Origin of the sequence: Microcoleus sp. PH2017_12_PCY_D_A, from assembly GCF_020738565.1 — a bacterium.
Classification (GTDB): domain Bacteria; phylum Cyanobacteriota; class Cyanobacteriia; order Cyanobacteriales; family Microcoleaceae; genus Microcoleus.
In genome coordinates this window covers 87,846-108,282 of record NZ_JAEQCI010000014.1, presented here as the reverse complement: position 1 = coordinate 108,282, position 20,437 = coordinate 87,846, and the positions used below count along the sequence as shown (strand labels likewise).

Sequence of the window (20,437 nt, the reverse complement as noted above, 5' to 3'; positions counted from 1 at the left end):
CCTGCGATTTGATGACATAAATTTCGGCGAAGTGAGCCCCTACAAATCTGGGTACTTTAGATGTATAATTGTCATATCAAATATCGTAGGGGCGGGTTAACCAACCATATTTGATTCGCACAAACAATTCACATAAACCCGCCCCTACCCCACCAATCAACCCCGAACGCAGAAAACGTTTATCTGTATCTGCAATGGGATGGGGCGGGTTGACAATTCCTGCGATTTGATGACATAAATTTCGGCGAAGTGAGTTCCTACAAATCTGGGTACTTTAGATGTATAATTATCATACCAAATATCGTAGGGCGGGTTAACCAACCATATTTAATTCGCACAAATAATTCACATAAACCCGCCCCTACCCAACAACCCATTTGTGATTACAATCCCACATTGTATTAACGGAGAATTATTTATGAACCCGGACAAAAACCTCATTGCTTTTATAAATTTGCTGACTGAATGTCCAAAAATATTTCAATTAGACTCAGAAGCATGGAAAGATTTACCTAATTTGGCAAAAGCAATAACCAACTTAGCAGACCATGAATCCGCCATTGGTGATACGATCAAAGATTGGTGTACGCAGCATGGCGATTTAGGAGAAGCATTAAGAGATGAGTTGCGAGAAATCTCCGATCCGGGTGACGCCCTTCACAGTACACTAGAACCGATCGCAAATCTCACCAAAAGAGCACCTGAGATCATTATGAAAGCTTACGAAGAAATGCAAAAACTCGAACAAAAAAATATTGCAGATAGCAAGAATGAATCCAAATAACCGAGTAGGCGCCCCAAACGTTCATTTATTCGCCTTCCACGTCTGGGATATCCTATCATCAGGCTCAATTTCCCCTACAAATCCCCGACAACCAGCCCTACCACCAACCTCGAATCCCCAACATCTCTGGGAAAAATGTAACGAAATTCTGCAAGAAAAACTCCATATTAATGCCGAATTTAACGATACCAATTTATACAAAACTGCACAACCACCAGGCCGCCGCGTGAATCTGATGATCGGAAAAGCGGTCAACAATCGGGGTTCGTTGTATTTAAGCAAACATATCAGCCATGAAAACCAGGAGATTTCCCTCACCGGATTGGCCCAACCCCTGCGGATTGATGACAGTTACGCTTTGGGCTTCAACCTGCGCGTCCCCGAAAAAACTAATGATACAAAAACACCTGATGTCGATATTAGTATCTTCCAGCGGTTCAATCCCGATAACTGTTTGCTGCAAAATTCGGTTAATAGTTATTTCCCTCAAACTCTCTTACTTACCGCTTGGCTAACCGAAGCACAAAAAGCCGCTGTCCAAGAAGATCCCAATTATATCAAAAGTTTAGGTCAACTTTGTCTAAAATCCTTTATTTCCGGTGAGAATTTCCCAGAATTTTACCGTGAAGGCGAATTATTTGGTAGCCCAATTCTGGAATACGGCTATCCCAATTACCCTGATAAATTCGGACAGATTCTGATTTGGTTTTTCGAGAGTCAAACCACGGGTGATATCTGGGATACCTACTACTCCGATTTTTTAGATTTATGCTTGTACCGCAATAAAGTCATTCTTGCTTACAAAGAAAGTCGCGCCTATTATTTGGAAATTCGCAAGGAATACGCACAAATCGATGTCGATATTGAAAGCACTTTTCAGTATTTGCAGCATGATGAAGCCTATCAGCGCCAAGGAAAGGACTCTCGTTTAAAGAAAGAGGAATTAGAGTATCTCGAAAGTCAGACAATTAATATGCCGCCCCGCGCTGTTAAGTATGCGCGCCTGCTGATTGAGATGGAAATTAGGCAAAATACGATCGCCATTAACGCCAAAAATTACCAAAATAAATTAAATCAAATAAGTCTTGACATCAAAGCCAGAAAGATTTATAATAATAGGGATACCAAAAATTATTCTGACTTGAGCTTCCTAGAATTATTCAGCAAAGAAACCTGCCCGCAGTTCAGCGAACAAATCAAAGCTGACCTAGGTTACTTCAAATACGGTACGGTGGCCTTAGACAAGGCGATGGAAGCAATTAGGGGCGTAGTGGCGATCGCCCAAGCCGATCGCGATGCAAAATTAGAAGCAACGATTCAAACAGTAGGTTCTGCTTTGGGATTGGTCGGCATAGTAGCTAGCGTAGCTCCATACTCGATCAAACAAGACCCGCCCGATCGCAAATTTTACTTCCCGTTGAGCAACATTGAAATCCCGTCATTTCTTCTAGTGCTGCTGATTAGTATGGGTGCGGGTTTTGGTGTGTGGATGTCGGTATGGGCGATCGCCAAAATCAAGCAAATCCTACCAAGAATCAAGCAGCGGCTGCCTTTCCGCTGACAGTTGACAGCAAGATTAGTAGGGTGTGTCGCGATCGATAGTATCCAAAACAGACGAAATATCGATCGAGCGACGCACCAGCAACAGACAATATTGTTACATTAACTTTCCATCCTTGATATTACTTTTCCGAATCGCCGCGATTGGACTTGTCAAAAAACGCCGTCAGCGAGTTCCAAGCCGACTTAGCAGTCTCTTTCAATCGAGCACCAATCGACTCAATTTCTCCCACAACAACGTGCCAATTCTTTTCCGTTTCCTTGTGGATGTGCTCGACAGCTCGATCGATGCGATCGCGTTCGACTAATTTATTTTGTTCCACCGCTTCCCGCGCTTGTCGCACCGCTTTCAAATAAGCTTCGCGGCTGACTTCGCCGGCATCTTGCACCTGGGCTTGAGCCCGGGTTTTAATTGCATCCACCACCAGCCAATTTTTCTCGGATTCCTTTTTCAACAGGCTGACAGCCTCAGTCATTCTCTCTTTGGCGATCGACTTATTTTGTTCGATCGCACCTGAAGCCTTTTGGAGGGCTTTCAAATAAGCTTCGCGGGTGAGATCGCCCGCTGCTTGCACTTCGGCGGCGGCGCGTTTTTTAATTGCTTCAAACAAAGCCGCTGTTTCTGCGATCGTCTCATCAGTCGCATCGGGCATCTCTTTTTTTACGATCGCCGTGGTTTCGGGAGTAGCCTCTACAATTGTTACTTCAGTCAAATTTGGATCTGTCATATCAATCGTCTCCTTTTGTAGTCCGCGAAGGCGGACTTTGTATGTGTAGCGCCAGAATTCATTCTGGCATTTAAGACTGGCCCTAAAAACTTAGTCATGTTCTCCTACATTCTATCTGCCCAAGTTGAGCTCGCGTGTAGGATACCGCCAACTTGCAGGTACGGTTTAGCGCACTTTAATTTTTGATAAGTGACTTTACCTAAAAAAACACAACACCCATAAACGAGGTTTCTAAACACTGTAAAAGGGGGAAATTTAATCCTTTGAATTTTCCAACTGCAAATCTCCGGCATCGCCAGCATATAACAAGCGGTGAGATTTTTGGGCATCCAGCCAAGATTTAGGAAATTGGTATTGAGATAGGAGGATATCTGCGATCGCGACTTGCATCTGATGCGCGCAGATATCCGGCGGCACTTTACCTGTGCCCGTACCCATGCCGGGAATCGCGATCGTTTCAATAATATGTTTGACAGGCGTTCCGTCTGGAACCGTGCCAAATTTTACGAGAGTTAAAATAGCGCGGGTTGCTAGATAAACATTGACGGTCTCTGTTAAAATTGTCGGAACCCGCATGGTTGGGGCAGCGATTAAATAGGGAATTTCTGCATGATCGGTATCTACAACTTCGGCTAATCCTACTAATAGTTCGCCCTGATGGCGAGTCTGAATGAGTTTTTGCAGGCGTTCTTGAACCTGGTCTCCAAAATATTCCGAAATCTCTAAATCTAAGCCGCCGTCCATGAAGCCAAAACTATTGGTCGGACTCACAAGCGCATCGCATTTCACATCAAAGATTGAGCCGCGATGTATCTTGACATTTTGCATATTACCGCAAGTTTGTTCCCAGGCTCTAACTAAGTCATCGTCTGCAGCAGCCAGCACAATTTGCATACATACTCTCTATAATTTTAAAATGGCGATCGCCATTTTAATCATACAATACATTACATGAGTTCGCTCAATCTAAAATCCAAAATCTAAAATCTAAAATTCTTAGATGCTGCAAGACCCCAATCTCCGCCATCCGATCGCAATTAGTTTCGGTGCCATTGCCGGTGCATTGAGCCGGTATTATATCACCTTGTGGTTTGCCAACCGTTTCGGCACGGCTTTTCCCTACGGAACTTTTTTTATTAACATCACCGGTTGCTTGGCTATGGGATTTTTTATCACCCTGGTTTTTGAACGGGTGCCGGCTGTTCCGTCGGAGGTGCGGTTAATGGTAGCAACGGGATTTTTGGGGGCTTATACTACTTTTTCGACTTACGGTTTAGAGACGAATGTCTTGTTGCGCGATCGATCCTATAGCTTGGCAACTTTTTACTGGGTTGGTAGTGCCATACTCGGAGTAATTGCCGTTCAGTTAGGCAGCACTTTAGCACGAATTGGCAAATAGTTGACACTCCCCGGTCTGAAGACGCGGGGATTCTTAAGGACAAACTTTGGGGGATGAATCCACCCAAAGTTTAATTCTTAAAGGGTTAGTCAGCAACCCTCTACCCAATCGCTCAATAATTGAGTCTGTGGCTACTTTTGATTTTCTGATGATATTAGCTGCACCATTAACATCTGCATTAATTAACAACCCAGTGCTAGAACGGTACAAGCCTCGCTTGATTCGCTGACCCGATGGCTGCCAATTGTCGGGTTTTTCACCGACTTTCACGGGCAACAAATCTTGGTCTAAAAAACTCGCTTTTGATGTGTAGGATTCGTCTTGTTCGAAAAATCGCCATCCCCTTAAGTCGCATTCTTGTTGTAGTCTATCCTTGACTTTAGCTGTGGGTATTTGGACAAAATTTTGGTTGGTCACTCCCCCCATATTGACTTCTTGCTTCTGTCCTTTATTCCAGCCAAAAACCATGACATTAATTTGGGAGTTTTCGCAATAATCCACGATGGCTCTAACTGCTTTGTTGACAGCATCTCTCATTCTTCTTGTACGAGTGTCTGACAACTGTTGCAGCCTGGTCGATGAGAAACCTTTGGGTAATTTATGTCGAGCGTGTTCCGATTGGACTCGCGCCTTTTCTTTGTTAAACCCTTGGTTCCAAGACTTCAATTTGTGACCATCAATGATGAAAGATTTACCATTACTAGAAACACAAGTTAACCAGTTGTTGATCCCGTGGTCGATGCCCAAAACTCCTGTTACTTCCAAGCTGCAACTAGGGGCTTGTTCAGTCAGAGATTTGTGGACGTATTCGACCCATACCTGACCATTCCTAGGAATTAACCTGAGTTCTTTAATCTGGCAATCTTTGAGTCTTTCCGGTAGGGGAATCCAGAGAGCATCTGTCCCGAAGTGTTCTTTACCTTTGTTTCCCAGAGGCAGTCTCACCTGATTGCCGACTATTTTCAAGGCTTGTCCCGGATAGGAAATCTGGTACATACCGCCTGGAGTTCTGTACTTGGGCAATCTCGGTTTTTGATTAAGTTCCCCTTTCTTGGCTAACTTTTCTAAGGCTCGGAAAGAGCTAAAAGATTCAGCAACAGATTTTAAGGATTGTTGAGCAACTTGAGAGTAAAGCAATCCGTAATTTTCGTTGGTTTTGGCAATCTTGTACAGGTCGGGATATTTGATGGCGCCTTGGTCCTTAAAGTACCGTTGCCGACTCTCGTAAGTGCCGACATTAAACAGGTTATTTGACCATCTTAGTAGTTGCTCAACAATGATTTTGTGGAATCCCTTTAAATGCCAAACATCTTTTTGTACTGCGTACATTTAATTTACAGTTTGTTGTCATAGGTTTACTATACACCAATTGCCTACCTGTGGACACCTAGCTACTTGGTCTCTACTGCGGGCAATATCTGTACACAAACAGTTAAGCGTTACATTGAAGATCTTTGAGAGTGGGCAGGATAAATCCTGCAACGCCCTTTCATCCCTGGACTAAAGTCACAGGGTTTTCAGGGTAATTCTTGTAAAATACTAATTGAGCATCTGTAGGGAGGGAGCATCTCAGTTTTGCAAGAAGCATTTCTAAAGAGCAGACTGAAGTCCGCACGTGCGTTCCTTTTTTTGAGCGGGGGAACACTGTAAATGCAAAACTGAGATGCTCCCTGTAGGGAAATGTCAATGGGGTGTCCGGGTGGCAGGTCATCAAAGGACAGATAATTTGTATAAAATCAGTAATCTCAAAATCAAGTTTTTTCAGATAGACTAGGTTTTGGCGATCGTTATTATTTTCTGCCTTAATTGATCTCTCGCAGATTTTACCAGAAAGTAGTTGACAGTTGACAGTTGGCTGTGAGGGAAGCCGAAGAGTTGATAGTATACCCATTCTCAAAGGCGATGAAGTAATTGGTAATTGGTAATTGGTAATTGGTAATAGATCGCGCTCCCCGAACTCACACTCTTTTCTGCTATAGCGGTTATCAAAAAAGTGAGGTATGCCCTAAACCAGGCCCTGGCCTAGGCCCGGCCCTGGCCTATTCCCTATTCCCAGTCGTCAGCGAATCTTTCTGAGAACCGCTATATATCAAAAACATAATACCAAAAAACCCGGTTTTCAGAATATATCTTCATTTGCGTCCTGGTGCCGCATCTGCCAAAAAATTCGGTTGCTCGCGCTGCCCGTGTAAATCATAATAACTGCAACCAGTGGTGTCAATAGGCTATAAACTGGATTCAGGAAGGCGTGCAGCACAGGTTGATACCAGTTAGCACAAAAATGCAACTGTAGGTCAAGTCCAAATCTGCTGACTCAGTAAGTCATTCCCAATTCTTTAATCCCAAATCCCAAATCCCAAATCTAAAATCTAAAATCTAAAATTGCATGAGGAGAGTCATCAGTGACAGAAAACAATTATCAATCGTCTTCTCTACCCACCTACGCGCGAAAAGAACTCCGGGAATTAGTTCGATCGCAGTTAAAGGCTTTGTTGGAACAAGGAGACTTTCAAGCAGCAAAAGCAATTTTGCAGCCGGTGCAGGAAGCAGACATCGCTGAAGCTATCGAAGGCCTGCCAGAAACCATGCAAGTAATAGCTTTTCGGTTGCTTTCTAAAGACGAAGCGATCGCAGTTTACGAATATCTCGACTCCAGCGTTCAGCAGTCCCTCTGCGAAAAATTCAAACGCCAAGAAGTCCTCGATATTGTAGACAAAATGTCCCCGGACGATCGAGCTAAACTATTTGATGAACTGCCGGCCATCTTAGTCCGCCGCCTCTTAGGTGAAATGAGTCCAACGGAACGGGAAGCTACTGCCCAACTCTTGGGTTACGAAGCCAGTAGCGCCGGCAGGATTATGACCCCGGAATACATTTCACTCAAAGAAAGCTTTACCGTTGCTCAAGCTTTAGACAGAATTCGCTCTTTGGCTAAAACTACCGAAACCATTTATTCTCTTTACGTCACTGATGCCGCGCGACGGTTGAGCGGCATTTTATCCTTGCGGGATTTAGTCACTTCTCCCCTCGACAAAACTGTCGGCGAAATTATGACCCGCGAGGTAGTTTCTGTGCAAACGGGAACGGATCGAGAAGAAGTAGCTAGGCTGATCCAGCGTTACGATTTTTTAGCCGTGCCCGTTGTAGACCGCGAACAGCGTCTGGTGGGGATCATTACAGTTGATGACGCGATCGACATTTTAGAACAAGAAGCCGCCAAAGATATTTATACCTTGGGTGGCGTCCAGTCCGGCGGCGACAATTATTTTCAGACCGATTTAATCACCGTCGCCCGCAAAAGGGTCGTGTGGCTGTTTGTTCTGCTGTTAACCAATACTGTCACCGGGGCAATTATTAGAGCTCAAGAAGATATTTTGCACCAAGTAGTCGCCCTAGCAGCCTTTATTCCGCTGCTGACGGGCACTGGAGGCAATGTCGGAGCCCAGTCCTCAACTGTGGTAATTCGCGGTTTGAATACTGATGAAATTACAGCAATGGGCCCCTTTCAAGTAATTGTCCGCGAGGGGATGGCGGGAGCGCTCCTAGGAGCTATATTGGGGACGGTAGCGACGGGGTGGGCTTACACTCTGCAAGGGAATTTAGCAGTGGCGATCGCGGTGGGGGTGAGTTTGCTGGCGATCGCAATTTTAGCTTCTATTGCCGGTTCTGCTCTGCCGTTTCTCTTTCGTTCTTTGGGTTTAGACCCCGCTTTAATGTCTGCTCCTTTTATTACCACCGCAGTTGATGTCCTCGGAGTCTTAATTTATTTCACTTTAGCTCGACTAATTTTGCAAATATAATATATTTATGTAGATTGGCATAATAAAAAACCGATAGTAATTTTAAATTCCGTGATGTACAGCCTCCCAATTCCTTATACCCTATGTCCTATGCCCAATGTCCTATGCCCAATTCCCAATTCCCAATTCCCAATTCCCAATTAATTTATGTCATCATCTAATTCATCAACCAAAATTCAAAATCCCAAATCGAGCAATTTGTTAGAAACTGCTGAATTAATCTTTCTTGCACTCTCGGCTGTAGGATTGGCTGCTAGTTTGGTTTTGCAGCAGAGCATTTATGTGGAAGTTCCTGTAGTGATTTCGCTCTTTTTGAATTTTGTGAACCGCCAGAAGTTTCGCGGGCAAGTTAAAACAAGTACGGCGGCAGTGTTCGATCGCGTAAACCAACAAGCCGCTACGAGCGATCGGGCGATCGAACAATTACAACTTGCTGTAAATTCTCTAGATACAGCTCTTGCCCAAACATCTCGCGAAAATCTCAATGTTGGCCAGGCAGAAAATTCCCACTCTCTAATTGCAGCAATTGAGAACCTGCGCCAGCGGCTCATAATTTTAGAAAAAACTATTAAAATGATTCAAAGCGAGATCGAAATCACCAGCCGCCAATTCAAACAACGACCGGAGTTGCAACAAGTCGAAACTTTGACAACAATCATTCTGGACTTGCAGGAGTTTATCAACGAACTGCCGCAATGGGGAAATTTGCAGCAGCGGCAGCTAAGTGAACTTCAGCAACAAGTAGATAATGCTTTGGCTCAGCTTTCTCAAGAAATTGCTGTGATTCCGGGCCGGGTAGAGGAGGCTGTAGCTAGTCGCGGCGCGGAAATTAACCAACCGTTGGGTTCTGGTTTGAATGCCGAGCCCAAAAATGCCGATCGAGCTAAAACCCAGAATGAGAAAATTCGCCAGAAATATCCCAGGGCTTACGTAAAGTGGAGTCGGGAGGAAGATGAGAATTTGCAGCAAGAATATGCAAACTGCCAAGAAATTAGTGAATTGTCTCAGAAATTTCAGCGACAACCTGTTGCCATTCGTTCGCGATTGCAGAAATTAGGATTGCTCGAATAATATTGAAGGAATTGGGAATTGGGAATTGGGAATTCGGAATGGGGAATTGGTAATGGGGAATTTTGCCTTCTTCCTGCTTCCTAATAACTAATAACTAATAACTAATGACTAATAGCTAATAACTAACAACTAACAACTAATGACTAATAGCTAATAACTAACAACTAACAACTAACAACTAATGACTAATGACTAATAACTAATAACTAATGACTAATGACTAATGACTAATAACTAATAACTTCTTCCATAACAAAGCGATCGCCCTTTTTTTCAAAAGAGCGATCGCGTTGTTTATTTATTCAGTACCTGCTGCCAACAGCGGGCCACTAACATCACATCTCAAGGCTTTTTAGCCTTGGTCTACCTCATTCTAGAAATCTTGCGGTAACAAAGAACTTAAACGCTCCAATAAAGGATCGGAATCCCGACGAGGAGCAACCTCAGCATCAGAAACTACATCATTCGCTACAGACTCAGACTCGATCGGGTCAGGCTCTACTACTTTTGAAACTTGGGCAAAAGAAACTTGAGCAAACTTACTGTCAACACTCCCCTGCAACTGATCCAACTGCGCGCCCAATTGACTCAGGTGATGTTCCAGTCCTTCCAAACGGCTTAATTCCTCAGCAGAAACATTGCGCTCAAACTCAGCAAATCTGACCGCAAGTTCAGCAATACGCTCTTCCAACCGCTGAGAGCTATCTGTAGAGCTAGCAGACTCAGATACAGACAAAAACTGCCACAAAGCTTGTTTGCAGAGATTGCTGAAAGTCTGATACTTCGTAAAAGCCAACTCTTTTTCAATAGCGGCCAGCAAAGTTTGATCGGCAGCATCTTCCGTAAACGCCACCGAGAAATTTGCCTTATTTTTTGCCCACAGTGCCATAGGGTTCAAGCCTTAATGCGTTACTTTATCGTGGCTAGCTGAGCCTCAGCATAAATAAACTGTCCCAAAGCATTAGCTTTCCGAGAAGGCTGAGCCAAGTGAGCCTTCAGATTGGCGTCTTTCAGCAAAGGTTGGAGTACCTCCCAGAAAAACTCGCCTCCACCGCCAGTCAGAACTACATCCGTCACCCGTTCCGGCAACCACTGTACCAAACGTTCGGACAGTTCGTTAGCGAAAGCCTCCCGCAAATCCTTAATAATTGGATCTAAATTGGTCGGCTTAGTCGCTCCTCTAGGACGGTAGAAACGCTGCCCTTCGGGTTTATTCACCCCTTCCAATAAAGACAGGGATTGAGGGTCTGCCCCCGGAATTTTTGAGGCAACTTGTTCGTAGAATTTGTTCATGGCGAAGGAATCGCTTTTAGAAGCGGCCCGGGCGAACCGGAAACGATCGACCATTAACAAATCCGTAGTTTGGTGTCCGATATCGACCACAGCCACCGACAGTTCCGGCAACTCCGGTACAAACTCCTTGTTGTCTTGAGCTTCGCACCAAATCAGGCTGCCGAATCCTTCCGGCATCACCCAAACGTGGCGGATGTCAATTTCCAAACGCTCGCCGCGGTATACCACAACGTGGGGAGAGCGCAGTTGGCTGATAATCTCTTCCTTTTCTTTCTCGAACTGATCCTGCGAATAAAAAGGCAAACCCAGCACTACTGCCATTTCGCCCTTCATCTGGAAATATCCAGCACAGGAAAAAACCTTAACCAAAGCATCTACTACTTTCGACTGGTCAGCCCCACCGAGATTAGCGCCAAAGTCAGCGGCCAGTTGACCGATGGCGTACCCCTTGCCCTGGTGCTCCAGCCACATATCCAACAGAGGGTCTGTTGCTTTTGACTCAAAGCTGCCGCCCCGCACCTTTTCCACGGGCATAGTAGCCACGTTGGCAGGGATGAAAACAACACCATTTGGGTTGCGACTCACGCAAGCTTTAGTTGCTGTACGACCCAAATCAGCACTAATAATCGATTTGTGAGAAGCGATCTTAGTCTGCTGCGTCAGCATAGCCGAATTAGGAACAAGCTGTCTAGTTGTCATTGAAATGTGTTACCTCACTGAGCCTCACCATTATCATGCCTTATCCCTGGACACTGCCGCGCTTAAAGACAGTGGGTTTTGAGGCGATTCTTCTAACTCTACCTAGATCGGTATTGAAATCAGCACCAAATATTATATTCGGGACGATCGCCCAAACATGGATTTTAGATTTTAGATTTTAGATTTTAGATTAAACAGGCGACAAGAGCGGCCGCTCGGACGGGGGTCAGATACCCTGGATGCTTGATTGTCGGTTTTATTCTCGATCGCGACAATAGGCCCTATTGCCCGATGTTGCATTGTTAAGTTAAATTTAGTTAAGATTCTGAGTGTAAACATTTGTCACACTAATCCGAGACCGCCAGCTTACCCGATTTGTCCCCAACTCAAGGCACCCGCATTTATGAAAATTTCTTGGCAAACTATACTACTTTGGACTTTACCAGCCCTAGTCATCGGCTTTTTCCTGTGGCAGGGAGCCTTCGCCGCAGCCCCGGCAGAAATGAGCAAGAACACCGCCAGCACCCGCCTGAGCTACGGTAGATTCTTAGATTACCTAAACGCCGATCGAGTCACCAGTGTTGATTTGTACGACGGAGGCCGGACTGCGATCATCCTAGCCGTCGATCCCGAACTGGACAATCACGAGCAGCGGTGGCGCGTGGACTTGCCCTCAAATGCCCCGGAACTCGTTTCTCGACTCAGAGACTCCAAAATTAGCTTCGACACTCACCCCTTGCGGAACGACGGCGCCATCTGGGGAGTGTTAGGCAATCTAGTATTTCCCCTACTGTTAGTAGGAGGGCTGTTCTTCCTGTTCCGCCGCGGCGGCAACGTGCCAGGGGGCCCTGGCCAAGCCATGAATTTTGGCAAATCCAAAGCGCGCTTTCAAATGGAAGCTAAAACAGGCGTACTGTTCGACGACGTAGCAGGCGTAGAAGAAGCCAAAGAAGAACTCGCCGAAGTCGTGACTTTCCTCAAAAAACCCGAACGCTTTACCGCAGTCGGCGCCAAGATTCCCAAAGGCGTACTGCTAGTGGGCCCTCCCGGAACAGGCAAAACCCTGCTGGCAAAAGCGATCGCAGGTGAAGCCGGCGTCCCTTTCTTCAGCATCTCCGGTTCGGAATTTGTGGAAATGTTCGTAGGTGTCGGCGCATCCCGCGTCCGCGACTTGTTCAAGAAAGCTAAAGAAAATGCTCCTTGTATAATTTTTATCGATGAAATCGATGCAGTGGGCCGCCAGCGCGGTGCCGGTATCGGTGGCGGTAACGACGAACGGGAACAAACCCTGAACCAGTTGCTGACCGAAATGGACGGTTTTGAGGGCAATACTGGCATCATCATCATTGCTGCTACGAACCGCCCCGACGTGCTCGACTCGGCGTTGCTGCGTCCGGGTCGTTTTGACCGCCAAGTGACGGTTGATACACCGGATATCAAGGGCAGGTTGGAAATTCTGGAAGTTCACTCGCGCAACAAGAAGCTGTCTGAGGAGATTTCTTTGGATGCGATCGCCCGCCGCACTCCCGGTTTTACCGGCGCTGATTTGGCTAACTTACTCAACGAAGCTGCTATTTTGACAGCAAGACGCCGCAAAGAAGCGATTACGATGCTCGAAATTGACGATGCAGTCGATCGCGTGGTTGCAGGTATGGAAGGCACACCGCTGGTGGACAGCAAGAGCAAGCGCTTGATTGCTTACCACGAAATCGGCCACGCGATCGTCGGTACTGTAATTCAAGCCCACGATCCCGTCCAAAAAGTTACCTTAGTTCCTCGCGGACAAGCCCGCGGCTTAACCTGGTTCATGCCCAGCGAAGACCAAGGTTTGATTTCGAGATCGCAAATTTTAGCCCGGATTAGCGGTGCTTTGGGCGGCCGCGCAGCCGAAGAAGTAGTTTTCGGGGATGCTGAAGTCACCACCGGTGCCGGCAACGACTTGCAGCAAGTTAGCGGTATGGCCCGCCAAATGGTGACTCGCTACGGGATGTCTACTTTGGGCCCGATCGCCCTGGAAGCTCAGCAAAGCGAAATTTTCCTCGGCCGCGACTACACGGCGCGATCGGAATATTCCGAAGAAATTGCCTCTCGGATTGACGGACAAGTCCGGGAAATTGTCGATCGCTGCTACGAAGATGCCCGCCGAATTATTCGCGACAATCGCAGCGTGGTCGATCGTTTAGTCGATTTGTTAATCGAAAAAGAAACCATCGACGGCGAAGAGTTGCGCCTAATCGTCTCTGAATACACTTTTGTTCCTGAAAAAGAACAATACGTTCCTCAGCTTTAAAAAGCTAATCTTCACGGCAAATATTCAGGGCGAATAGAATTCGCTCCTACACAGACAAAACCCGCCTGCGCGGGTTGAATTAATTCAGTCCGCGCAGGCGGACTTTGTTTGTGTAGAAGCGGTTTCAACCGCCGAGTTGATTTTTGATAGAATAACCGCAGATGAACGCAAATTAACGCAGATGAAAACTAGATTTTACAAGCATAAAACTCAGAATTTGTCAATAGTTTTAATAGCAAGTTTAATTTTTATTCCCCTCAATACTTTGAGCGCCCGCGCCGAAAAATTAAGATGTTTTGTGGATATTTGTATTGACCCCAGCAGCGTAAAATTAAGTAAATCCAATTTTCCCGGTGCTCCCTCTTATTCCGTCAGAACTGTTTTAGGAACTCAGCAGTTTAGTAACGAGAAAATGCGGGTGCAGATGGAAGTTAACTGCAAGCAGCGAGAGTTTAGAACTGTCCGAGTTAGCGAAGATGGCGAAAATTGGTCGAATTTCGATCCGAGGTGGACTTTGGTCGATCGCAACTCATCTTTGTCTCGGATGGTTGACTATAGTTGTAAATTGGCGATCGAATAAGCCTAAAATGTCGATCGAGTTATTGTAATTATTGTAGTTATTGTAGGGTGCGTCAGGGGGCTGAATGTTTTGTATCAACTCAAAAATTATCCCCTCCTGATGCTTAGTCATTGTAGGGTGCGTCAGGGGGCTGAATGTTTTGTATCAACTCAAAAATTCCCCCCCCCTGACGCACCCTACGGCTTAAAATAGCGATCGCGACTTAAGACTCTATCTCAAATCTAAAATCTAAAATCGGATGACCAACCCCAGCGAATACCGGCAAAGACGCGAACAGTTAATGGCAAAAATTGGCAGCGGGACGGCGATATTTCGCAGCGCGCCCGCAGCCGTCATGCACAACGATGTTGAATACGCCTACCGACAAGATAGCGATTTTTTCTATTTAACTGGTTTCAACGAAGCGGAGGCGGTAGCAGTGCTCGCACCGCACCACGAAGAACACAAATTTATCCTGTTTGTGCAGCCAAAAGACTTGGAAAAAGAAACTTGGCACGGTTATCGCGCTGGAGTTGAAGGCGCTAAGGAGTTGTACGGCGCCGATGAAGCGTTTCCCATCGCCGAACTTGCGGAAAAATTGCCGAAATATTTAGAAAAGGCCGATCGCATATATTATCACTTCGGGCGCGATCGCAGTTTCGACCAAACCGTGCTCGATCGCTGGCAAAGCTTGATGCGTACCTACCCCAAACGCGGTACAGGCCCTACTGCGATCGAAGATTCCAACATCATTTTACACCCGATGCGGCTGGTAAAAAGCCAAACAGAATTAGCCTTAATGCGAAAAGCCGCTAATATCTCCGTTACAGCCCACAACCGCGCCCGAGAATTTGCCCAACCAGGCAGGTACGAATACGAAATTCAAGCAGAAATAGAACATATTTTTGGCATGAACGGCGGCACTCCCGCTTATCCTTCAATTGTGGCATCCGGTTACAATTCCTGCGTCCTCCACTACATCGAAAACACCCGCCAAATGCAGGAAAATGATTTGCTGCTAATAGATGCCGGTTGTGCTTGCGGCTACTACAATGCCGATATTACTCGCACCTTTCCCGTCAGCGGCAAATTCACCGCCGAACAAAAGACTATTTACGACTTAGTTTTGCAAGCACAAACCCAGGCAATTAGTCAAGTATATCCCGGAAATCCTTACAGCAAAATTCACGAAACAGCCGTGCGCGTTTTGGTGGAAGGTTTAATGGATTTAAAACTTTTGGTCGGCGACATTGAAGAGATAATTAAAGAGGAGAAATACAAGCCCTTTTATATGCACCGCACTGGTCACTGGCTGGGATTGGACGTGCACGATGTTGGTGTTTATCAGTACGGCGAAAATCCGCAACTTTTGCAGGCGGGACAAGTCCTGACGGTGGAACCGGGGATTTATATTTCTCCTTATATTAAACCCGTTGAGGGACAGCCGGAGGTTCCTGAAAAATGGCGCGGTATTGGTGTGAGAATTGAAGATGATGTTTTGGTGACTGTTGACAGTCATGAAGTCTTGACTGCGGGAGTTCCTAAATGAATTCATTAGTCATTAGTCATTAGTCATTAGTCATTAGTCATTAGTCATTAGTCATAGTGCTGTCCCCGCGATCGAACGTTATTAGTCATCAGTCATCAGTCATTAGTCATTAGTCATCAGTCATTAGTCATCAGGAAGAAGAGAAATGGAAGTCGGAAGAAGAAGGAAAGTAATTATAGTCCTGGACTCATAACGGGCGTTGTGTAGGGCGCGCTAGGCGCAACGCTATAATTCGCGCGTCAAACCTTTTTTTGGTGTTAGTCGTATTAATGCTAAGCTGGACAAAACTCAAGTCCGCAACTGCAAAAAAAAGAACCCTACCATTTGAGATTAAAAAATTGAGAATGGCTTATTATGTATAGGTTTGGAGCTGGCAAAGCAGTTGCATTAGTTTGGGAACTGGTATAAGGTACTCGCCATTTGTCTTACCCATTACCCATTACCCATTACCCATTACCCATTACCTATTACCCATTACCACTTTGTACCTCACTCATTTGAGGATTGCTATATGTGTATTGATCCCACAAAGATCGATCGACCTCTCGAAAGCTGCGAAGCATTAGTCGCAGAGCAAAGCGCAAAAATTCGGCAACTGGAAGAGGATTTGCAGCAGCAGAGAGAATTGTGCCAGAAATTAGCAGCACAACTCAAAGCAGTCGAGAATGCCGACTATTCGGGATCCGCAACTGAGTTGGATATCACCGAGGACGATCGCACTGAGTTAATCGCATCTCTCGAAAAAAGCCAGGAAATGTACCGAACTCTCATCAAACATTATCCGAATGGTTCGGTATTTTTGTTCGATCCTGATTTGCGCTATACTCTGGTTGACGGTCAAGGTTTGGCAGTAGTTGGTTTGTCCAAAGAACTGTTGGAAGGCAAAACCTTGTGGGAAATATCGCCGCCAGAAGATTTGGAACTTTTTGAGACCAAATATCGCGCAGCTTTAGCAGGAGAAGAGAATAATTTTGAATATAAATATCGCGATCGATTTTATTCAATAACAATTTCTCCAGTGAAAAACGACCAGGCAGAAATTTTTGCAGGCATGGTAGTTACTCAAGATATTACAGAAAAAAAGCAATCAGAATTCGCGCTGCAACGCCTGAAAAATGAGCTAGAAATAAAATATCAAAAGCGCACTGAAGATTTAAGAATAGCTAACCAACACTTGCGGGAAGAAATTATCGATCGCTGGCGCACCGAAGAATTTTTGCGGGAAAGCCAGCAACAGCTAGAATTGTTTTTTTCTCAATCTTTAGATGGTTTTTTCTTTATGATGTTGGACGAACCAGTGTACTGGGACGATACCGCTGACAAAGAAAAAGTCTTGGATTACGTATTTGCGAACGGGCGGGTAACGAAGGCAAACGATGCTTTTATAGCTCAATACGGAGCGACTAGGGAAGAGTTGATGGGCTTGGGGCTTAACTCTTTCTTGTCCCACAACTTGGCTGTTGGCAGAGAGATTATCGGGCAATTATTTGATGCTGGCAGAATTCACATCGAATGTGACAATCGCAAGTTAGATGGGACTCCTATTTGGGTGGAAGGCGACTATATTTGCATTTACGATTCCCACGGCAAAATCGTCGGACATTTTGGCGTGCAGCGCGATATTAGCGATCGCAAAAAAGCAGAAGCTGCCCTCCGAGATAGCGAAGAACGCTTTCGCGCAACCGTCGAACAAGCCGCAGTCGGCATTACCCACTGCGACAAAAAAGGCCGCTTTTTGCGAGTCAACCAAAAATTTTGCAATATTTTGGGATATACTGCCGAAGAATTGCTGTGCCGAACTTGGATGGATGTCAGTTATTGTGAAGATATAGCTCCCGGCTTGGCGAAAAATAGCAGGTTGTTTGCTAGGGAAATTGACTGTTTCAACATAGAAAAACGCTTGGTGCGTCGAGATGGTTCTTTAGTTTGGGTAAATATCACTGTTTCCCTAGTCGAAGAACCGTTGAGCGGAGCAGTTTACAACATAGCAGTCATAGAAGATATTAGCGATCGCAAAAAAGCTGAAGCAGCACTGAAGGAAAGCGAAGAAAGGTTCCGACAGCTAGCAGAAAATATTGAAAGCGTGTTTTGGATGGTAGACGTTCAACCCCAGGAAATGATTTATGTCAGTCCGGGTTACGAAAAGATTTGGGGGAGAAGCTGCGCTGATTTGTATGATTCAGGGCACTTTTTTGCAGAGTCTATCCATCCAGAAGATCGTTCTCGCGTTATTGATACTTTCACTAAACAAGTTCTAGCTGAAGACGAGATAGAATATCGCATTGTCAGACCGGACGGCGAAATCCGCTGGATTCGCGATCGGGCTTTTCCAATTAGAAACCAAGCTGGTAAAGTTTACCGCGTTGTTGGGATTGCAGAAGATATCAGCGATCGCAAACAGGCAGAAAAAGCGATCCGTGAAAGTGAAGAACGCTTCCGCCAGCTTGCAGAAAATATCCAAGATTCCTTCTGGCTAGTTTCTGCTGACTTTACCGATTTATTGTATCTGAGTCCAACTTACGAACAAATCTGGGGGCGCAGCCGCGAAAAATTGTATGCCACTCCGATAAAATGGATGGAGTTTGTGCATCCAGAGGATATACATTTGCTGCAAGAGGCTTTGCCGCGAGTGTTGCAGGGCGAGTCCACCAGTACCGAATATCGGATTTTTCTGCCAGACGGTACAATTCGCTGGGTGTGCGATCGAGCTTTTCCCATTTATGACGAAGCGGGCAAAATTTATCGGCTGGCGGGTATTTGCGAAGATATTAGCGATCGCAAATTGACTTCTGCCCGCATCCAAGCAGCACTGCGCGAAAAAGAAGTATTGCTCAAAGAAATTCACCACCGAGTCAAAAATAATATGCAGGTAGTTTCCAGCCTGCTGCAACTTCAAGCTCAATACATTGAAGACGAACCGACGCTAGCTTTATTTGAAGAAAGCCAAACCCGCATCCATTCAATGGCTCTGATTCACGAGCAACTTTATCAATCGGAAAATATCGATCGCATTGACCTTCCCCCCTACGTCGAAAACTTGGTTGCTAATTTGTATCAATCTTTTGGTTGCGGCAACACTTCCATCCAATTCAATCTCAATGTTGACCCCATATATTTAAATATAGAAACGGCAATTCCTTGCGGTTTAATTATTAACGAACTGGTTTCTAATTCCTTAAAATATGCTTTTATTCAAAGTTTATCTGGAGAAATTAATATTAATTTCGATGGAAGTAATTTCCCAGAATTTCATTTAAGTATTCAAGACAACGGCAGCGGATTTCCGGCAGACTTTGATGTGGAAAGTAGCGAAACATTAGGATTGCGATTAGTTCGGATGTTGAGTCAGCAATTAGAAGGAACTCTTGTTATTGACACGGAGTGCGGAACTTGTTACCATATTACTTTCCTTGAGTTAAATTATCGGCGTCGCATTTAAGAAAAAAAGATGAATCCTATAAAAATTTTGGTAGTAGAAGACGAAATAATTGTCGCCCAGGACATAGCAGGCCGATTAAAAAAGCTGGGTTATGCAGTAACAGCTATTGTTGCTTCAGGAGAAGAAGCTATAGAAAAAGTAGACGAAAGTCCGCCAGATTTAGTGCTGATGGATATCGTGCTTAAAGGTGAGATGGACGGCGTGACAGCAGCCGAAAAAATCAGAAAGAAGATAGATGTACCGACAGTATTTTTAACAGCTTATGCCGACGATAAAACGATGCAAAGAGCGAAAATTACAGACCCATTCGGTTACATTATCAAACCATTTCAACAAAATGATTTGCGGGTGGCGATCGAGATTGCCCTCCACAGGCACGAAATCGAAACCAAAATGCGAGCAGCTCTCAAAGCTTCGGAAGCAGCCAGAGAGTCGGTGGAAGAAAAAGCGCACCGCCAAAACCAGTATATTTCAATGGCTGCTCACGAATTGCGTAACCCGCTGAACACAATTTTAATCTCTGCCGAGCTCCTAGAGCTCGATCGCGCTCGCCGCAGTGAGGAATCTCAAGTCAAAACCCTGCGCCTAGTGCACTCAGCTACCCAAAAGATGAACCAGCTAATCGACGATATGCTGTTCATGGGCCGAGCAGAAGCAGGAAGACTCAAATGCAATCCATTACCGATAAATTTAGTCGAATTTTGTCAAGATTTGCTGGATCAATTGCAGTTAGGACATGAAGCCAAGCACACACTAAGATTAAGCCCGTCAGGCGTTACCAGCGCGATGTTAGATCAACAATTGCTGCACGGCATTATTTCTAACTTAATCGTCAACGCCATAAAATATTCTCCCGACGGCGGGCAAATAACCTTAGAATTGGAATGCCGTCTACCAGGCGAGGGAGACAAAGAAGCTATTTTTTGTTTGTCTCCTCAGTGTTTGTTTCCCAATTCCCAATTTACCAATATTAACTCTCCTTTGCTAATTATCCGCATCCGAGACGAAGGTATGGGCATCCCAGAAACCGAAGTAGGGAAAATATTTGAAATGTTTTACCGCTGCAAGAATAGTGGAAAGATTAAAGGTAACGGTTTGGGATTGACGATTGTTAAAAAAGCTGTGGATTTGCAAGGAGGTGCGATCGCCTGCGAAAGCAAAATCGGGGTTGGTACGACCTTTACAGTCGCGCTTCCTTATGTTGCCCTTTCCTCGAAAACTCAGAGATCGGACAGCGGTTGAAACCGCTGTCGCGAGTCAAACATG

At 45.3% G+C, this 20,437-nt stretch carries 15 protein-coding genes; 10 read left to right on the top strand and 5 right to left on the bottom strand.

Annotation, left to right across the window (positions count from 1 at the left end; translation table 11 throughout):
* Positions 1-418 precede the first annotated feature (418 nt).
* Together JGK39_RS02875 and JGK39_RS02870 are read left to right on the top strand one after the other, a co-directional pair.
* Complete coding sequence (locus tag JGK39_RS02875) at positions 419-784, top strand: hypothetical protein (protein ID WP_293248950.1); 366 nt, start codon at positions 419-421, stop codon at positions 782-784.
* Positions 771-2,345, top strand: coding sequence for a hypothetical protein (locus tag JGK39_RS02870; protein WP_293248947.1), 1,575 nt, complete (start codon positions 771-773; stop codon positions 2,343-2,345). The genes JGK39_RS02875 and JGK39_RS02870 overlap by 14 nt, the downstream gene beginning before the upstream one ends.
* 121 nt (positions 2,346-2,466) lie before the next feature.
* Here JGK39_RS02870 and JGK39_RS02865 read toward each other — a convergent pair whose 3' ends face one another.
* The gene (locus JGK39_RS02865) at positions 2,467-3,072 is read right to left on the bottom strand and encodes a hypothetical protein (protein WP_293248944.1); all 606 of its coding nucleotides are present in this window, start codon (positions 3,070-3,072) and stop codon (positions 2,467-2,469) included.
* 255 nt (positions 3,073-3,327) lie between these two features.
* Positions 3,328-3,966, bottom strand: coding sequence for a macro domain-containing protein (locus JGK39_RS02860; protein WP_293248941.1), 639 nt, complete (start codon positions 3,964-3,966; stop codon positions 3,328-3,330).
* 106 nt (positions 3,967-4,072) lie between these two features.
* Here JGK39_RS02860 and crcB point away from each other — a divergent pair, with 106 nt between their 5' ends.
* Positions 4,073-4,471, top strand: coding sequence for a fluoride efflux transporter CrcB (gene crcB, locus JGK39_RS02855; RefSeq protein WP_293295713.1), 399 nt, complete (start codon positions 4,073-4,075; stop codon positions 4,469-4,471).
* Positions 4,472-4,504: 33 nt separating this feature from the next.
* Here crcB and JGK39_RS02850 read toward each other — a convergent pair whose 3' ends face one another.
* Positions 4,505-5,800: a transposase gene (locus JGK39_RS02850; RefSeq protein WP_293295712.1), complete on the bottom strand. Its 1,296-nt coding sequence runs from the start codon at positions 5,798-5,800 to the stop codon at positions 4,505-4,507.
* Positions 5,801-6,873: 1,073 nt separating this feature from the next.
* Between JGK39_RS02850 and mgtE the strand changes: the two genes are divergently transcribed.
* Positions 6,874-8,271: a magnesium transporter gene (gene mgtE, locus JGK39_RS02845; RefSeq protein WP_293248926.1), complete on the top strand. Its 1,398-nt coding sequence runs from the start codon at positions 6,874-6,876 to the stop codon at positions 8,269-8,271.
* Positions 8,272-8,418: 147 nt separating this feature from the next.
* On the top strand, positions 8,419-9,342 hold the full coding sequence (locus JGK39_RS02840; protein ID WP_293295711.1) for a hypothetical protein: 924 nt from the start codon (positions 8,419-8,421) through the stop codon (positions 9,340-9,342).
* Between the two features lie 373 nt (positions 9,343-9,715).
* Here JGK39_RS02840 and JGK39_RS02835 read toward each other — a convergent pair whose 3' ends face one another.
* On the bottom strand, positions 9,716-10,231 hold the full coding sequence (locus JGK39_RS02835; RefSeq protein WP_293248920.1) for a hypothetical protein: 516 nt from the start codon (positions 10,229-10,231) through the stop codon (positions 9,716-9,718).
* A 20-nt stretch (positions 10,232-10,251) separates the two neighbouring features.
* Positions 10,252-11,334, bottom strand: a complete 1,083-nt coding sequence (locus JGK39_RS02830; protein WP_293248916.1) for a ParM/StbA family protein — start codon at positions 11,332-11,334, stop codon at positions 10,252-10,254.
* Positions 11,335-11,737: 403 nt separating this feature from the next.
* On the opposite strand from JGK39_RS02830, the gene ftsH2 reads away from it, so the two are divergent.
* The 5 genes from ftsH2 to JGK39_RS02805 all read left to right on the top strand — a co-directional run bounded on the left by ftsH2 (position 11,738) and on the right by JGK39_RS02805 (position 20,413).
* Positions 11,738-13,624, top strand: a complete 1,887-nt coding sequence (ftsH2, locus tag JGK39_RS02825) for an ATP-dependent zinc metalloprotease FtsH2 (RefSeq protein ID WP_293248913.1) — start codon at positions 11,738-11,740, stop codon at positions 13,622-13,624.
* Between the two features lie 181 nt (positions 13,625-13,805).
* On the top strand, positions 13,806-14,204 hold the full coding sequence (locus JGK39_RS02820) for a hypothetical protein (protein WP_293248910.1): 399 nt from the start codon (positions 13,806-13,808) through the stop codon (positions 14,202-14,204).
* A gap of 238 nt (positions 14,205-14,442) precedes the next feature.
* Complete coding sequence (locus JGK39_RS02815; protein ID WP_293248907.1) at positions 14,443-15,732, top strand: aminopeptidase P N-terminal domain-containing protein; 1,290 nt, start codon at positions 14,443-14,445, stop codon at positions 15,730-15,732.
* 511 nt (positions 15,733-16,243) lie between these two features.
* Positions 16,244-19,171, top strand: coding sequence for a PAS domain S-box protein (locus JGK39_RS02810; protein WP_293248904.1), 2,928 nt, complete (start codon positions 16,244-16,246; stop codon positions 19,169-19,171).
* A 9-nt stretch (positions 19,172-19,180) separates the two neighbouring features.
* Positions 19,181-20,413, top strand: a complete 1,233-nt coding sequence (locus JGK39_RS02805) for an ATP-binding protein (RefSeq protein WP_293248901.1) — start codon at positions 19,181-19,183, stop codon at positions 20,411-20,413.
* Positions 20,414-20,437 lie beyond the last annotated feature (24 nt).

Coding starts and splice junctions, on each gene's coding strand:
- JGK39_RS02805 (WP_293248901.1), top strand. CDS start 19,181: ATGAATCCTATAAAAATTTTGGTAGTAGAAGACGAAATAATTGTCGCC.
- ftsH2 (WP_293248913.1), top strand. CDS start 11,738: ATGAAAATTTCTTGGCAAACTATACTACTTTGGACTTTACCAGCCCTA.
- JGK39_RS02810 (WP_293248904.1), top strand. CDS start 16,244: ATGTGTATTGATCCCACAAAGATCGATCGACCTCTCGAAAGCTGCGAA.
- JGK39_RS02850 (WP_293295712.1), bottom strand. CDS start 5,800: ATGTACGCAGTACAAAAAGATGTTTGGCATTTAAAGGGATTCCACAAA.
- JGK39_RS02830 (WP_293248916.1), bottom strand. CDS start 11,334: ATGACAACTAGACAGCTTGTTCCTAATTCGGCTATGCTGACGCAGCAG.
- JGK39_RS02835 (WP_293248920.1), bottom strand. CDS start 10,231: ATGGCACTGTGGGCAAAAAATAAGGCAAATTTCTCGGTGGCGTTTACG.
- JGK39_RS02875 (WP_293248950.1), top strand. CDS start 419: ATGAACCCGGACAAAAACCTCATTGCTTTTATAAATTTGCTGACTGAA.
- crcB (WP_293295713.1), top strand. CDS start 4,073: ATGCTGCAAGACCCCAATCTCCGCCATCCGATCGCAATTAGTTTCGGT.
- JGK39_RS02820 (WP_293248910.1), top strand. CDS start 13,806: ATGAAAACTAGATTTTACAAGCATAAAACTCAGAATTTGTCAATAGTT.
- JGK39_RS02840 (WP_293295711.1), top strand. CDS start 8,419: ATGTCATCATCTAATTCATCAACCAAAATTCAAAATCCCAAATCGAGC.
- JGK39_RS02815 (WP_293248907.1), top strand. CDS start 14,443: ATGACCAACCCCAGCGAATACCGGCAAAGACGCGAACAGTTAATGGCA.
- JGK39_RS02860 (WP_293248941.1), bottom strand. CDS start 3,966: ATGCAAATTGTGCTGGCTGCTGCAGACGATGACTTAGTTAGAGCCTGG.
- JGK39_RS02865 (WP_293248944.1), bottom strand. CDS start 3,072: ATGACAGATCCAAATTTGACTGAAGTAACAATTGTAGAGGCTACTCCC.
- JGK39_RS02870 (WP_293248947.1), top strand. CDS start 771: ATGAATCCAAATAACCGAGTAGGCGCCCCAAACGTTCATTTATTCGCC.